This is a genomic window from Allokutzneria sp. A3M-2-11 16 (genome assembly GCF_024213555.1).
Classification (GTDB): Bacteria; Actinomycetota; Actinomycetes; order Mycobacteriales; family Pseudonocardiaceae; genus Allokutzneria.
In genome coordinates, this window is record NZ_JANAVO010000003.1 from 154,532 (window position 1) to 169,577 (window position 15,046).

The 15,046-nt window shown below is 68.9% G+C and carries 10 protein-coding genes, 1 tRNA gene and 1 pseudogene; 6 read left to right on the forward strand and 6 right to left on the reverse strand.

Annotated elements, in window-relative coordinates; genetic code table 11:
- The 3 genes from NLX83_RS22460 to NLX83_RS22470 all read left to right on the forward strand — a co-directional run bounded on the left by NLX83_RS22460 (window position 1) and on the right by NLX83_RS22470 (window position 3,174).
- Complete coding sequence (locus NLX83_RS22460) at window positions 1-975, forward strand: dimethylarginine dimethylaminohydrolase family protein (RefSeq protein ID WP_254237097.1); 975 nt, start codon at window positions 1-3, stop codon at window positions 973-975.
- On the forward strand, window positions 975-2,744 hold the full coding sequence (locus tag NLX83_RS22465; RefSeq protein ID WP_254237098.1) for an ABC transporter ATP-binding protein: 1,770 nt from the start codon (window positions 975-977) through the stop codon (window positions 2,742-2,744). Before NLX83_RS22460 ends, NLX83_RS22465 begins: the two co-directional genes overlap by 1 nt.
- Before the next feature lie 112 nt (window positions 2,745-2,856).
- Complete coding sequence (locus tag NLX83_RS22470) at window positions 2,857-3,174, forward strand: hypothetical protein (RefSeq protein ID WP_254237099.1); 318 nt, start codon at window positions 2,857-2,859, stop codon at window positions 3,172-3,174.
- A gap of 857 nt (window positions 3,175-4,031) precedes the next feature.
- On the opposite strand, the gene NLX83_RS22475 is transcribed toward NLX83_RS22470, so the two are convergent.
- The 5 genes and pseudogenes from NLX83_RS22475 to NLX83_RS22495 all read right to left on the reverse strand — a co-directional run bounded on the left by NLX83_RS22475 (window position 4,032) and on the right by NLX83_RS22495 (window position 9,801).
- Window positions 4,032-6,653 carry a glycoside hydrolase family 172 protein gene (locus NLX83_RS22475; RefSeq protein ID WP_254237100.1) on the reverse strand — a complete coding sequence of 874 codons (2,622 nt, stop codon included), beginning with the start codon at window positions 6,651-6,653 and terminating at the stop codon, window positions 4,032-4,034.
- A 761-nt stretch (window positions 6,654-7,414) separates the two neighbouring features.
- Window positions 7,415-7,488 (reverse strand) — tRNA-Pro (locus NLX83_RS22480).
- Between the two features lie 93 nt (window positions 7,489-7,581).
- Window positions 7,582-8,004 carry a hypothetical protein gene (locus NLX83_RS22485; protein ID WP_254237101.1) on the reverse strand — a complete coding sequence of 141 codons (423 nt, stop codon included), beginning with the start codon at window positions 8,002-8,004 and terminating at the stop codon, window positions 7,582-7,584.
- Window positions 7,994-9,091 (reverse strand): adenylate/guanylate cyclase domain-containing protein, encoded by a 1,098-nt coding sequence (locus NLX83_RS22490; protein ID WP_254237102.1) that lies wholly within the window; start codon window positions 9,089-9,091, stop codon window positions 7,994-7,996. Before NLX83_RS22490 ends, NLX83_RS22485 begins: the two co-directional genes overlap by 11 nt.
- Window positions 9,092-9,211: 120 nt before the next feature.
- A pseudogene (locus NLX83_RS22495) lies at window positions 9,212-9,801 on the reverse strand (DUF3152 domain-containing protein).
- On the opposite strand from NLX83_RS22495, the gene NLX83_RS22500 reads away from it, so the two are divergent.
- Both NLX83_RS22500 and NLX83_RS22505 read left to right on the forward strand, forming a co-directional pair.
- Window positions 9,759-10,244, forward strand: coding sequence for a sensor histidine kinase (locus tag NLX83_RS22500; protein ID WP_254237103.1), 486 nt, complete (start codon window positions 9,759-9,761; stop codon window positions 10,242-10,244). The pseudogene NLX83_RS22495 and the gene NLX83_RS22500 sit on opposite strands and share 43 nt — an antisense overlap.
- Window positions 10,245-10,340: 96 nt before the next feature.
- Window positions 10,341-11,147: an SDR family NAD(P)-dependent oxidoreductase gene (locus NLX83_RS22505; protein ID WP_254237104.1), complete on the forward strand. Its 807-nt coding sequence runs from the start codon at window positions 10,341-10,343 to the stop codon at window positions 11,145-11,147.
- A 458-nt stretch (window positions 11,148-11,605) separates the two neighbouring features.
- Here the strand turns inward: NLX83_RS22505 and NLX83_RS22510 are convergent, their stop codons facing one another.
- A complete protein-coding gene (locus NLX83_RS22510) occupies window positions 11,606-12,448 on the reverse strand; it encodes a hypothetical protein (RefSeq protein WP_254237478.1) in 843 nt (280 codons plus the stop codon).
- 36 nt (window positions 12,449-12,484) lie between these two features.
- Between NLX83_RS22510 and NLX83_RS22515 the strand changes: the two genes are divergently transcribed.
- Window positions 12,485-15,019: a transglycosylase domain-containing protein gene (locus NLX83_RS22515; RefSeq protein WP_254237456.1), complete on the forward strand. Its 2,535-nt coding sequence runs from the start codon at window positions 12,485-12,487 to the stop codon at window positions 15,017-15,019.
- Window positions 15,020-15,046 lie beyond the last annotated feature (27 nt).

Sequence of the window (15,046 nt, forward strand, 5' to 3'; positions counted from 1 at the left end):
ATGACCGCCACTGTCCCGTCGCAGGACTCGACCGCCCCGTGGGAGTCCACGGCGCCGCCCGTGAACCCGACCCAGTTGGCGCGGCCCGCGTTCCTGATGAACGCCCCGTTCTCCTACACCGCCGAGGTCGCCAACAACGCGTGGATGGAGGCACTGGCCGACGCCGACCGGATTCCCGACCACCGCAAGGCGATGACGCAGTTCTTCGAGCTCTACAACTACATCGCCGCCGAGGCCCTGGTGACGGTGCTGCCGACCCCGCGCCCCACCGGACTGCAGGACCTGGTGTTCACCGCGAACCTCGGGCTGGTCCTCGACCACTACCGGGACCGGAACACGGTGGTGATCTCCAACTACACCAGCGAACCCCGCAAGGCGGAGACACCGGTGGGCGTGAACTTCTTCCGCGCCATGGGGTACGAGACCTACGTGGCGCCGAGCCGCTTCGAGGGAGAGGCGGAGATCAAGCACCTGTACGGCAACGTCTACGTCGGTGGCTACGGCCAGCGGTCCGACCGCGAGGCGTACGAGTGGATGGAACGGACCTTCGACATGAAGGTCGTCAAGCTCGCGATGACCGACCCGCACCTGTACCACCTCGACTGCAGCGTCTTCCCGGTCACCGCCGAGAAGACGTTGGTGTGCACGGAGATGTACGAGGAGGACGAGATCGCCGAGCTGGAGAAGCACACCGAGATCATCGACGTCTCCGCTGAGGACTGCTACTCCGGCATCTGCAACTCGGTGCGGTTGCACAACGTCCTGCTGAACTCCTCGCACATCCACGACCTCAAAGCCGGGACCGAGGACTACCGGATGGAGCTCGCCAAGAACCGCAAGCTGGAGGACATCGCCTCCGGCCTCGCGTTCGAGGTCAGCTACTTCAACCTGGCCGAGTACCACAAGGCGGGCGCGTTGCTGTCGTGCATGGTGATGCACCTCAACCGCCTCTCCTACGCCTTCCAGCTCGTCTGATGAGCGGGACACCCGCGACGGTGCTGTGGGGCTACACCAAGGGATCGCGTGGCCGGCTGGGCTCCCTGATGCTGCTGGAGCTGCTGTCCAACGCGGCAGTGCTGATCCAGCCGCTGGTCGCCAGCTGGGTCCTGGACTCGCTGGAGGCGGACGAGGAGCTCGTGACCCCGGTGGTGCTGCTCGCCGTCGTGGGTGTCCTCGGCCTGGTGCTGGCGACGATCAGCCACTACCTGCTCGGCCGCCTCGGCGAGGGCATGGTGCTCGACGTGCGGCGCGGGCTGGTCCGCGGACTGCTGCACGCCCGCGTCGGCGATGTCACCGGTCGCCCGGTCGGCGACGTGCTCGCCAGGGTGGGCAGCGACACGACCCTGTTGCGGCACACGCTGTCCTCCGCCCTGGTGCACGGTGCGGTCGCGCCCTTGGTGCTCGTCGCCGCGCTCGCGCTGATGGCGTCGATCGACCCGGTGCTGCTCGTCGTGCTGCTGGTGGTGCTCGTTGTCACCAGCATCGCCGAGTGGTTTGCCCTGAAACGGATGTACGAGGCCGCCGAGCACGCCCAGGACCGCGTCGCCGGCATGCTCACCGCACTCCAACGCACCCTGATCGCCTTCCGCACCGTCAAGGCGTTCGGCACGGAGGACCGGGAGGAGCGGGCGGTCGCCGAGGACGCGCGCGCCGCCTACCGCGCCGGTGTGCGCCAAGCCTGGCTGGACGCGCTGGTCCAGGGGATCTCCATCGGGGCGCTCGAAGTCATGTTCCTGGTCGTGCTCGGCGTCGGCGCGACGCGCATCGTCTCCGGCGAGCTCCAGGTCTCCGACCTCGTGGCGTTCCTGCTCTACGTCACCTACCTCCGGGACCCCGTGGAGAACGGCGCGGACGCCGCGACCTCCCTCTCCGAGGGCTTGGCCGCCGTGAGCCGCGTCCAGGCCCTGCACGAGCTTCCCGCCGAACACGAGGAGCCCGCCGGGACACTCGCCCGGCATGAGGAGGGCGGCCTTCGACTCGACCAGCTGTGCTACTCCCACGATCGAGAACCCGTGCTGCGCGGAGTCTCGTTGACCGCGGGGCGCGGCCTGACCGTCCTGGTGGGACCGTCCGGTGCCGGGAAAACCACGGTGCTGGGGCTGATCGAGCGGTTCGACGACCCCGATCACGGCCGAATCCTGCTCGACGGCGCGGACATCCGCGGCCTGCCGCGAAGGGAGCTGCGACGGCGGCTCGCCTACGTGGAACAGGAAGCGCCGCTGCTGGGCGAGACCCTGCGCGAGGCGGTGCTCTACGGCGCGCCGGACACCGCGGAACAGGACCTCGACGAGGTGTTGCGCGCCGTCGCGCTCGACGAGTGGATCAGTACACTGCCCGAGGGCCTGGACACCGAGATCGGTGAACGCGGCGCCCGGATGTCCGGTGGCCAGCGGCAACGGCTCGCGGTCGCCCGAGCCGTGTTGCGCAGAGCCGAGGTGCTCCTACTGGACGAGGCGACCTCGCAGCTCGACGGGCGCAGCGAGGCACAGCTCCTGCGAGCCCTGCTCGACCAGGCACGCGTGCGCACCGTGATCGCCGTCAGCCACCGCTACTCGCTCGCCGCGCACGCCGACCACGTGGTGCTCCTCGACCAGGGTCAGGTCCTCGCGGTCGACACCCACGAGGAACTCCTGCGCGCCCACCCCCTCTACCGCGCCCTCACCAACACCTCCGACGACGAGGTCAGCTGGAGGTGCGCCAGAGCCGCCGCCGCGGGTGGCGACGGCAAGATCACCGGCCAGTAAGCCCCGCGCAGGGACACGAGGTTCGAGTTCCGGTTGCTCGTTCCTGATCCCCGACAACCACATCGGCCGTGCGACGGTGTCCAGTGTCGCGGTCGCTCATGAGGTGCAGGCCATGGGCGCGCGTTCCATCGCCTGTCTGAATTCGCGGGACCGTAACGTGCTGGGCTTCCGGCGCGATCTGCTGACGGCCGCCGCGTACGGGGTGGAGCGATTCTTGTTCGTCTACGGTGACAAGCCCACCGCGGGCGGCCGGACCAGCGAGCTGACCGTCCGGACGATGATCGAGCAGACGCGGGTGGCCTCGGAGGACCCGGCGTTCGGCTCGCCGATCGCCACGGCTACGGCGGACCGTCTCGACAGCCACAGCGCAGCGGCGCCGAGGTCAGCGGAGTGTCGGAGACAACGGCTCCGGCGAAGACAAATCCCCTAGCGCGTAAGAGGACAACGCAGTGAGCGAAGGACACCTCGCATGAGACGGCCGCCTTGTACGTGGGGATGCTCATCCAGCGCCTCCGCGGATTCCCGCGGCACGATGCGCGTGGTTTCCGGCGGTGACTTCGGTAGGGATCGGAGTGGCACCGGGGTTCTTACTGGGGTGGTACTCAGAGGTCTCGGCGCGCATCGGAGCGAGCAGCGGCGTACCCAGACCGATCTGCCGACGGATCTGCGTCGTGACCAGAGCTGGCCATGCCGCTTCGTCCTGGAATCAGGTGAGTCCGCGGTCAAGCGACTGCACTGAAGCGTCGTGTCCAAGGTCGGGGAACCGGTGAGCGGCCCCTGCCAGTCGATTCCAGCGCGAGCGGACGTGATACCGCCCCGCGAGACAGAGTCATTGGTGGTTCGGTGGCCCGCGGGGCCGGTCTGCGGGCACGGCCGCATCGACGGCGGTGCGTACCGACCGCTGGTCAACTGAACCGCGCCACGCATGGAGGAGCTGACATTACGTCACGAAAATGGCAGCTCGCGTTCGCGGCTCTCGGGCTTGCCCTTGCGGTGGTGTGCGCGGGTTGCGGTTCCGGGGCCAGTGCCAGCTGTCCGATGTTGGGAGACCAGTACAGATCAACCGCCAACATGTCCGAGCGTCGGGGAAGTTCAATGCCAGCGTCCGTTCCTTGTCCGGTGCTCCTACGAGATCGCCACCCTGGCCACGCAGCTCCTGCCGAACCGCATCCAGCGGCTCGCACAAGGAGCGCACCACGACGACTCAGTCCATACAGCTGGTCGTCTGCGGCAGGTCGCACGGGGCCTGGACGGCGTACCGGTGGTCCAGGCCCCGCCTGTTGGCGGTCAGCCCCCGGTCTTGCCGTTCGTCGGTGAGACCGGGTCGCGCTCGTCGCGGATGTTCGGCCCGCGGTCGGGTGCCGACCAGTCCAGGTTCTCGGGCATGACGCGCACGGTTGCCGACCGGTCCGGCTCGAACGGTTCGACGAACGAGCGGACGTGGTAGTCGCTCGCCCACCACGGCGCGGAACCCCGCACCGGCTTCAACGTGATCACCAGCGATCGTTTGCCGGAGGTGAGGTGCGCCGGAATGGTGAACGCGTCCTGGAGCCACCGCTGGTCGGCGTTGCCGGACGACTGGAGCCAGGTACCTGCCGCCCGGCCGTCCACCAGCACCTCGACCCGCTGCTGGGAGCGGGCCTGGTCGGCGGTGCGGACGAGCTGGACCCCGTTGTTCTTCGGCTCCGTTGTGATCGTGAAGCCGATCTCGCCCGTGGTGGCGGTGACCTGTGCACTGGCGACGGAGCGGTCGTCATCGCCCTCGAAGCTGGAGGTCAGCTTGCTCACCGTCTCCTTGGCGGCGGTGTAGCCGTGCGCGGCGCGGCTGGCCAGGTCGGTGGGGTCGAGCCGGTCGGTCTGACGCAACGTCCACCGCGGCTGGCCGTACCAGTAGGACGTGGAGCTGTAGTCCGACTGGACGTCCGCGAGTGGCCCGGGCTCGATGCCGAACCGCAGCGCCGTGTTGAAGGGGATCGCGTCCGGCACCATCAGCCGGTAGGCACCCGTGCAGTCGAACTGGCAGCCGTCACCGCCGACCTCGTGCGCCGGATACCCCGCCAGGGGCATCGCGAACGACCCAGTGCGGAAGTACCACCCCGACTCGTAGAAGTCCTCCGTGCCGGTGCCGTGCTGGATCGGGGTGCGCAACCCGTCGGCGTAAGCGCGCTCATCGCCTTCCAGGTAGAACCTCGGCGTCTGGGTGGCCAACGGGAGCTTGCCGCGCATGGAGTGCGTGACCCCGTAGAACACCCCGCGGCCTGAGGCGTCCATGAAGAGCCAGTCCTTGCCGACCTCGGTGACCGACCGCCGGTGCGTGGCGTTGAAGTAACCCGTCGAACCGTTGGGCCGCAAGCGTTCCGTGATCGTGCTGTCCGGTGCCGAGGTCAGCTCGACCGCGGCGTCGGAGATCCGGGTTCCGCTGGCGTTGACGATCTCCACCACCGCGCGCTGCGCGAACGGCATCGGCCACCACGAGGTGTACCAACCGTCCTTGGTGGGATCCATGGAGAACATCAGCGACCGGACGTCGTACTCGCCGAGCCCGGAGCCGAAGAACTCACCGATCGGCGCGTCCACGGTCGTGTTGCCGTCAAAGCTGATCCGCAGTCGGGCGCCGGTCAGCACGTCGTCCGAGGCGGTCACCTGATCGGCGTCGGTCGGGTAGTAGAGGTAGTGCCTGCCCTGCCACAGCTGCTTCTCGACGCGGTAGCCGTGGCTCAGCTCCTCGCCGGGGCGGTCCGGACCGACGTCCATCACGTCCGTGCGCACCCACGTGCCGTTCACCAGGCTGTGCACGTCGTAGCGGAACTCGTTGACGTCCACAGTGGACGACACGAACTCGTTGCGGATGGTCAGCTTCGACTTGCCGGCGGTGAGCGCGGGCGCGACCTCGAGGGACTGGTCGGCCCACGTCATCGGGCCGAGCTCCGACCCGCGGTACCACTGCCCGGCCACCTTGCCGTCGACCAGCAGGTTCGCCCGCTGCTTCTCCATGTGCGGGTCGTAGCGCCGGGTCAGCCGCACACCCGTGTTGGCCGGGTGCACCGCCACGGTGAAAGTGCTGGAGCCCCCCGGCCCGTACGACCGGCCGTCGTCGTTGACAGCGGGGCTGCGCACCACCTGGGGAAGACGCACTCGGAGCTGACTGATCTGCGCGGGGCCGCTCAGCTCCGCGACCCGTGCCGTCGCGCCGGGCTCGATGCCCACCGTGGACCGCAGCGTGGCCGCTCCCGGCTTGGCGGGCTTCGGATCGCTGAGACCGAAGGCCCGCAGCCGAGTGATCACGTCGGTCGCCGGGTCCTTCGGGTCGAACGCGGCAACCCCGTCGGCGTCGGGGAAGGCTCGGTAGACCACGTGGTGGAACAGCGGGTTGCGCTGCGTGGTCACCCGCATCGACTTCCGGAACGGCATCGGCACCTTGATCACCACACCACCGGAGGTGTCGCCCCGGTTGGCCACCAACGGCCACACGAACGGCGCCCCGAGCTTGCCGTCCACCACGTCCTGCAGCGGGGCCTTCAACACCGCCTTGCCGTCGAGCTCCACCTTGATCCACCCGGTCTTGGTGACCACGCCCTCGTCACGGGTGAACCAGATCGACTCGATCTCGCCCGCGCCCTCGCGCTCCGCGATGACGCAGTTGCCCCCGACCTGACGCAGGCACGAGTGCTTGCCGTCGAAGCCGTCGTTGTTGCGGCCGGTGCGGTCGTAGCTGGAGAACTGGCGGGTCTCCGAGGGGCCACGCAGGGCGGCCATGCCGTCGAGCTGACGGTAGCTGGCCCAGCCGACCGGGCCCTTGCTCCCCGGCGGGGCGGCGGCCTCCGCCGCAGCCACGGGAACGATCGCGGCGACCACCGCCGCGACGCAGAACACCACGGACCACAACCGGTTCACACGCTGCTCACGCATGATCATCCCATCTCAGGCGAGTTCCGGAACGCTACAGCGCGCGAACATGCCGAATACACATCGGCGATCCGACACACTGTCACTCAAAGAGTTGAATGTGTGCGGATCACGCTTACGAAGCTGTTTCAGCAGGTGCCCAGTGTTCACTGCGGTGCTGGCACCTCGATGACAGTCTCTTAAGGGAGGTTGCTCTGGAAAGTCCAGCTCAAGGGGCTTCGGTGTGAGCGGCTACTGATTAGGTACGGTTTGCTCAACAAACGCTATGCCCACGTCGCCACCTTCATCCGGAACGCGCTCCGGCGTGAGCGGAGATCGCCGAGGCCATGGGGCTGAAATCCCGGCAGGCCGCTGGGCAGCGACTGCTCAGCCTAGAGGCCGCCCACAACCAGCTCACGGTGAAGGAATTCGGATCGAGGGTCAGCCGCAACTCATAGGCGCAACGCGAGGTCCGGCGGGAGAAGGACCGGCAGCAGCGGTTCCTGGCCGTCAAGGTTCCGGAGTCATGTGGGCGGATGTTCGATGCAGCGCGATGCCGGTGGCATGACTCAGTGATCGGTGTCGGAAGTTCTTCGGGGTTCTACAAGGGAAACGCGCCGTGATGGCCGTCGAGTCGGCCACACCTCCGGGTCGTCTGAGCGGCGTGGTCCCCAAGTGGTCCCCAAGCTCCAGTCCGAGGTGATCTTGCGCAAGATCGACACTGAAACGACGAGAGGCCGTCTCACCTCAGCTTTTCGCTGCGTGAGACGGCCTCTCGGTGACCGTCGGGATGACAGGATTTGAACCTGCGACCCCTTGACCCCCAGTCAAGTGCGCTACCAAGCTGCGCCACATCCCGGTCCGTCCGCGCTTTCTCAAGCGCTGGGGAAAGATTAACGCACAACCTGATCAGGTTCCTAATCGGGGGCCGCCGAAGCCCTGAACTGGGGTTTCAGCCCGGGAGCAGGGCGGCGCCGACGGCGAGCACGGCGAGGGCGAGGGTGGCGAACAGCAGGTCAACCGCGTTCCGGACCCGGCTGAACTTGATCCGGGCGATCCAGGTCAGCGCCTGCCACCGGCGCTCCCGCCACGTGGGCAGGTCGGTCTCGGGGAGTTCGAAGACGCCGGGCACCATCAGCGGGCGGATGACGAGCAGCAGGCTCACGACCGCCGCGGTCCACGGGAGCAGGGCGGTCAGGGCGAGGACGGCGGACGCCAGGCCGATCGCGTCGCGGCCGAAGTTCGCGATCGCGACTCCGGCGGTGACGGTGAAGGTCGCGATCAGCAGCAGGTCGCGGGCCTTGCCGTCCAAGCGCTTGAGCTCATCGCGGACATCGGCGAGCTCCGCGGCGAGCACGTCGGGGTCATGAGGCATTGGGGGCGCTCGTCTCCAGCCGGCCGGACAGCGCGACGGAGTTCGACTGGACGACCAACCTCGCCGTGTCGCCGGGCCGCAGCCGGCCCGCGCCCTCGCCGAGGCGCACGAACAGCGTCAGAGCGTTGCCCTGTTGGTCCCGAGCGGCGACGTAGCCGTAGCCGCAGGCGGCGCAGATCGCGGTGAACGTCGCGGTCAAACGGCTTCCCTCCTGCACGAGCGCGCCCGCGACGGGGCGCTTGTTCGGGTGGGGTGCCTTGAGCGGGACGAAGCGGACGGTCCTGCCTCGGACCAGATTCTCCTTGGGGGCGGCGAGGAGCTTGCGGTTGACGTAGAACTCGCCGTGATCGGTGCGCAGCAATCCCCAGCCCTTCAACGCATTCCAGTTTTCCACCGTGCCTTGGAGGACGCCGTCCTGGTCATGGGCGGGGATGTGCTGGTCCTGCACGGTCGCGTTGCGCGCCCCGCGTTCGCTCTGGGACCAGATGATTTCGTAGTAGCCGACGCGGTGGTCGAATCCCTTCAAGCTGACCTCGCCCGCGACGTGGTACTCGTTGGTCGGCCGGTCGAGCGCGCGGCCGATCTCGGACCTGATCCGCGTCATGTCCGCGGCGTGGAAGGTGTTGGCGTCGATCCACACCGCGTTCGGGGCGGCCGCCGCGGACAGCCTGGCCGCCAGGTCGACGGTGCCGCCGATGACGTCGGAGTTCTGCGCGGGCGTGCGGTACTCGACCACCCGCCCGGTCGCGATGCCCACCGTGCACTGGCAGTTCTGGATCAGCGAGGTGGCCACCTGGAGCCTGTGCAGCTGCTCCTGCAACCGGATTCCGGCGCGGATGGCGTTGCCGCTGCTCGCCGCGTCGAACACCGCGAGCACGCCGTCGCCGAGGTACTTCAGCACCTCGCCGCCCTCGTGCTGGACCGCTTCGGTGGCGATGTCGAGGAACTTGCCGATCGTCGGCAGCCAGTTGACCTCCGCGGTGCGCTCCTTGAGCTTGGCCGACTCCACCATGTCGGCGAACATGATCGTCTTGCGTGGCTGGTCTTCGCTCATGAGCGCGTCGCTGAACAACTTGAAGTACCTCACTGCGCCTCCCTGGGCTCGCCTCCAGGGTGAGCGAGGAGCCTGCGGCGCGGCACGCTTCGTCCCGCACCGCAAGGAAACCGCGTCCTGCCCGAGATCTGTCCACAATGGACAGATGGGCCATCAGGGGAACGGCCACGCGTTCGGGGTGCAGCGCTTGCCGTCGCGCGGGATCGGCGTTCCCTGGTCGGTGCCCGCCGAGATGTCCGCGACCTCGTCGTTGGCGGTGCTGAACGTCTGCTGCATCATCACCGGAGCCGGTGCGCCGTCCGCCCCGCACACCTCGTGGCGGTGCCCGAACGCGTCTCGTGGTTGATCATGTACTGCCGGTAGCCGGTGAACGCGGCCGCGCCGCGAACCCACCTGGCCGCGCTGAGGACGACGGTCGACCCGGTGCGGCAGGAGACGTCGACCGGGATCTCGAACCCGCACGTCGCCCGAGCGGTTTCCTGCGAAGCGAGCCGGATGCGGATGTTCGGCGTGCCGGAGTCGACGCGTCGCACGGACACGCGGCCGCCGCCGACCCAACTCCGCTGATCCTCCAGAGTGGCCTGGACCGTGCGTCCGAACTCGACGTCCCCCTCGGGCGACGCGACACCGTTCTCCACCTCGACGGTGTAGGTGAACACCCGTCCCTCGCCAACGCGCTCCGAAGTGGATCGCGCTGACGGTGGGCGAGGCCACCGTCGCCGACTCCGGCGGTGCGGAGGCACCGCCCCTGCCCACCCGGCACAACGCGGTCGTCGACCCGCTCAACGTGGACCAGGAGCTGCGGGGCATCGCCGAGCCCGACGCGGAGCTGATCGCGATGCTGCTCCGCGAGGCGTTCCAACTGGAGCACATCGTCAACGGCGACGCGGTCCGCTACACCCCGGAAGGTGGCCGCGTGAGCGTCCGCGCGCGCCAGGATGGCGAGCACGTGCTGTTCGAGGTCGCCGACACCGGGGTCGACATCGACCCGGAGGATCTGCCGCACGTGTTCGAGCGGTTCTGGCGGGCGGAGAAGTCCCGCAGCCGGAGCACCGGGGGAAGCGGGCTCGGCCTCGCGATCACCCGCCAGGTGGTGCGGGCGCAGGGCGGGACCGTCTCCGTCACCAGCGAACCGGGCGACGGCAGCACGTTCCGTGTCCTGATGCCCGTCCGCTGGTCGGTGTGATCACGGGCTCCTGATCGCGCACAGGCACAACGATGTGCGCAACGGACACGGAAGTGCCGTCTTTCCTTGTCTGGGAAGGAAAATCAGGATGGAACCGTGAAAACAGTGATCATCAGCGGTGGGACGGACGGGATGGGCCGGGAGACGGCCCTGCGCAGGCTCGACCGGGGCGACGACGTCATCGTGATCGGCAGCAACGAGGCCAAGGGGCGCGCGCTGGTCGACCAGGTGTCGAATCCGAACCTCCGTTTCCTGCGGGCCGACCTCTCGTCGGTGGCGGAGGTCGAGCGTGTCGTGCGCGAGGTGTCCGACCGCCACGAGTCCGTGGACGCGCTCGCCCTGTTCGCCAACCGGCTCAACCGCAGGCGGGTCGAGACCGCGGACGGGCTTGAGGCCACGTTCGCCCTGTACTACCTGAGCCGGTACCTGTTGAGCCACCGGCTCCGCCCGCTGCTCGACGCGAGCGCGAACCCGGTGATCATCAGCGTGGCCGGTGTCGGCCTCACGGCGGGCCGGATCCACTGGGAGGACCCGCAGCTGACCGGGAAGTACGGGCAGGTCCGGGCCCAACTCCAGGCTGGCAGGGCGAATGACCTCCTCGGCGTGGCCTTCGCGGAACAGTGCGGAGGACGCGCGCGGTACGTGATGTACCACCCGGGGTTCACGCGAAGCGGCCTGGACAACGCGGAGAACCCGGTGACGCGCGGGGCGCTCAAACTGCTCGGGCGGTTCTTCGCGCGACCCGTCGCCGAGTCGGTGCGCCCGGTGGTGGAGTGGATCGACCGGCCACCGGCCGCGCCGTTGACCGCGGTGGATCGGGGCCGTCCGGTCGACCCCGCGCTGCGCACGCTCGACAGCGCCGACGCGAAGCGCCTGGCGAAGTACACGGAAACCCTTGTGTAGCAATGAATTAGCGCGGACAGCAGCGATTTCACCGGGCTCACCTCCGTTCCGCCATCAGTGACAGGCCGGGAGTTCGGATCCGTCAAATCGAGGCACGGCGGTGACTGTCGGACCCCCGGGCTACCTTCGTCACAGGGGTGAACGGGCGTCGCGGAGTTGACAGTTGATCTTGGTCGTGCCCTGGCCGCCGGAGCATCGGGCAGGTGCCGCGCAGGTGCCGTCCGGGCGGGTGTCACGTCGGCGCGGGAGACCACGGGCGGGGTAGCCGAATGGCCGAGTACCGGTGCCATTCGCGTCCCTTTCCTCCTTATTCGTATTTTGCCGAGAGAGGCTTTTGGTCTTTGCCTGAATAAACGTGTACGGGGCAACCTCGCGGCCCGGTGGGTCCTGCCTGCGCGTTTGTCGTCGGCGCAGGCCGGGACACGAGTCCGGGAGGCCGTGTGGCAGGCTTTTTGCGCTCACGTTCGACGACGGTGTGCAGGTGGAGGTCGGTCAGTGACCCGGGCCGGGGCGAGGTACTGGGTGGCGTCGGTTGTGGAGGCTGAGGCGTGAACGACGAACGCAACCGCGGCGGTCATCCGGGCCGCCGGGGTGAAGCGCGGTCCGGTCCCGAGCGTCCCACCGAGAGCACCGGTTTCTGGAGTCCCGAGTGGGACGACGACGATGCGCCGCAGCCACCCCGTGACCAGCGGCAACCCGATCCGAACCGCGGGCACCCGCCCCGCAGGCCGAACCCGGCGCCCGGATCGGGCACGCCGCCGCGCGGCAACCCGGTGAACCAGCAGCCGGGCCGCCCGGCTCCCGGCGCGCAGCCGGGCAGGCCGCAGCCGCCCGGTCCCGGTGGACGGCCTGGGCCCGCAGCCCGGCCGGGTGCGGCCCAAGACGGGGGTGCCCCGCGCGGCGGTCCTGGTGGTCGGCCGATCGGGCCGGTGGGAGGGCCAGGTGGCCCGCGCAACGGTCCCGGCGGGGCGCCGAACGGTGGCCAGCAGGGCGGGGGCTTGGCGAACGGCGGTCTGCCGGGCGGTGCCGCTGGTGGCGGCCTGAGTGGTGGCCAGCCGCACGGTGCCGTGCCAGGTGGCCCGCAGAACGGTGGGCCGGGCGGCCCGCAGAACCGACCCGGTGGCCCGCAGAACGGCGCGCCCGGTGGACCCGGCGCAGGTGGCGGACCCGGTGGACCCGGTGGGCCCAGCGCAGCTGGTGGACTCGGCGGGCGCAACGGGGCGGGCGGAGCGCCCGGAGGCCCGCGGAACGGCCCTGGGGCGCCTGGAGGGCCGCGTAACGAGCATGCGGCTGGGCAGCACGGGCCCGGTCCTCGTGGGCCGCAGAACGCCGCCGGGATGGCGCCGGGCACGGAGCTGCTCCCCGGTCCCAACGGGCCGGGAGGACGCCCGGGCACCGGCCCGCGCGGGCACAACGACATCGAGGGGCCGACCAGCCTGGTCAACCGCAACGGCGCGCCCGACTACGGTGACGGTCCGCCCACGACGGTCTTACCCGGCGGGAGGGTGCGCCCGGGAGCTCCCGTGCCGCCGCGCCGCGATCTCGACGACGCGCCGACCGAGCTGATCGAGCCCGAGACGGAGATCATCGACCTCGTCGACGACGAGGACGACTACCCGCGCGAGCCGCAGCTGCTCACCCACCGCGAGCCGGACGACGACGAGTACGACCACCACAGCGAGGACGACGACGAGGAGCACGACGACGAGGACCGCGAGCTCACCGAGGAGGAAGAGCGCGCGCTGCGCAAGAAGAAGATCTGGCGTCGCGTGCGCCGGGGCTGCTACATCGCGGCCGCGGTCGGGGTGATCGGGCCGATCGTCGCCTTCGTCATCACGTACTTCCTGGTGGAGATCGACGATCCGAAGAAAGTCATCGCGGATCAGGAGAAGACGGTCACGCTGCTCTTCGCGGACGGTCAGAGCGAGATGAGCAAGCTCGTGCCGCAAGGCGGGACGCGCGCGTACGTCTCGCACGGCGAGGTGCCGAAGATCGTGCTCAACGCGGTCACCGCCACCGAGGACGCGTCGTTCTACACCAACCCGGGCTTCGACGTGGTCGGCATCGCGCGCGCGGTGCTCAACCAGATCACCGCCGGCGTCGGCGGTGGCTCCGGCATCACCCAGCAGTACATCAAGGTTTCCACCGGCGACAAGGAGAACAGCCTCGGTCGCAAGTGGAAGGAGCTCGTCAAGTCGTTCAAGATGAGCAACGAGCAGACCAAAGAGCAGATCATGGAGGCCTACCTCAACACGATCCCGTTCGGGCGCGGCGCGCTGGGGATCGACGCGGGGGCGAGGGCTCTGCTCGGCAAGAGCGTCAAGGAGATCTCCGATCCGGCCGAGGCGGCGCTGCTGGCCACGGTGATCCAGGCGCCGTACCGGCTGGACCCGGACAAGAACAAGGACGCCACCGAGCGGCGGTGGCGCAAGGACGCGCTCCGGCGGATGGCCGAGAACGGCTACATCACCCAGGACCAGGCGGCCAACCTCACGTTCCCGACGACCGTTCCGCGCGCCGAGGCGATGAAGCGCAACCCGGTTTCCGGGCCCACGCTGCACATCCAGGAACAGGTCGTCGCCGAGCTGGAGTCGATGGGCTACACCGACGACAAGCTCAAGCGCGAAGGACTGACGGTCGTCACGACGATCGACAAGGACGCGCAGAAGCACGCCGAGAAGGCCATCGCCAAGTACATGAAGAACAACAAGGAGGGGCTGCGCACCGCGTTCACCGCGGTGGACCCGAAGACCGGTGGTGTGCGCGCCTACTACGGCGGCGAGAACGGCACCGGCGTCGACTACGCGGACTCCTTGCAGGAACCGGGCTCCTCGTTCAAACCCTTCGTGGCGCTCGCGGCGCTGCAGAAGGGCATCGGCATCGGCACGCCCTACGACGGCACCTCCGGTATCGAGATCCTCGGGAAGCCCCGCCACAACTCCGGCAACAAGAGCCTTTGCGGACCGCAGTGCTCGATCCGGGACGCGATGACGTTGTCGGTCAACACGGTCTTCATGAAGATCGCCGCGGACCTGACCCCCAAGCGGGTGGTGGAGGCGGCCCTCTCCGCGGGCGTTCCGAAGTCGCAGGAGAAGGGGCTGCTCGGTTCCGACGGTTTCGCGGACATCAACGTCGCCATCGGTGGTGGTGACACGCGGGTGCGACCGAGGGACATGGCGGGTGCCTACGCGACGTTCGCCGCGGACGGGGAGTCCCGCCCGACGCACTTCGTGAGCCGGGTCATGAAGGCGGGCCAGGAGCTGCCCCTGTGGGACGAGAAGAAGGAAGTCGTCGCGAAGACGATGCTCGACGCGAACGACCTCGACAACAACAAGCAGCTCTCGCGCAACGTCACCGAGACGATGCTGGACGTGGCGAAGTCCTCCAGCCTGGCGCTGGCCAAGAACCGGCCGTCGGCGTCCAAGACCGGTACCCACGAACTGGACAAGACCGAGAACGCCAAGGCGTGGATGGTCGGCTTCACTCCGCAGATCTCCGCCTCGGTGTGGGTCGGACGCGACCTGAACGAGCCGCTCCGCGGTGACTGCTGCGGGGCGCGCAACCACCCGATCTACGGCAAGGACGAGCCCGGGCACATCTGGAAGGAGTTCATGGACACCTATCTCAGCAATGTCCGGCCGGAACCCTTCCAGAAGGCCACGCCCATCGGCCAGTACGACGACCCGGTGACCACGACCACCGCGCCGAGCAGCACGACGCCGCTGTCCTCGACTCCGCCGTCCGGGTCGAGCACCCCGAACTCGCCGTCCTCGCCGCCGTGCACGACGAGCTTCTGGAACCCGACGTGCCCCTCCTCGACGTCGAAGCGGACGACGACAACGACCCCGCCACCCGACGAGGGCGGTAGTTAGCCGCGTCCGTCCACAGTGGATGTTCGC

Excerpts from the sequence above, each read along its gene's own strand:
- NLX83_RS22460 (WP_254237097.1), top strand. The coding sequence starts at position 1 with ATGACCGCCACTGTCCCGTCGCAGGACTCGACCGCCCCGTGGGAGTCC.
- NLX83_RS22465 (WP_254237098.1), top strand. The coding sequence starts at position 975 with ATGAGCGGGACACCCGCGACGGTGCTGTGGGGCTACACCAAGGGATCG.
- NLX83_RS22470 (WP_254237099.1), top strand. The coding sequence starts at position 2,857 with ATGGGCGCGCGTTCCATCGCCTGTCTGAATTCGCGGGACCGTAACGTG.
- NLX83_RS22475 (WP_254237100.1), bottom strand. The coding sequence starts at position 6,653 with ATGCGTGAGCAGCGTGTGAACCGGTTGTGGTCCGTGGTGTTCTGCGTC.
- NLX83_RS22485 (WP_254237101.1), bottom strand. The coding sequence starts at position 8,004 with ATGCCTCATGACCCCGACGTGCTCGCCGCGGAGCTCGCCGATGTCCGC.
- NLX83_RS22515 (WP_254237456.1), top strand. The coding sequence starts at position 12,485 with ATGGCGCCGGGCACGGAGCTGCTCCCCGGTCCCAACGGGCCGGGAGGA.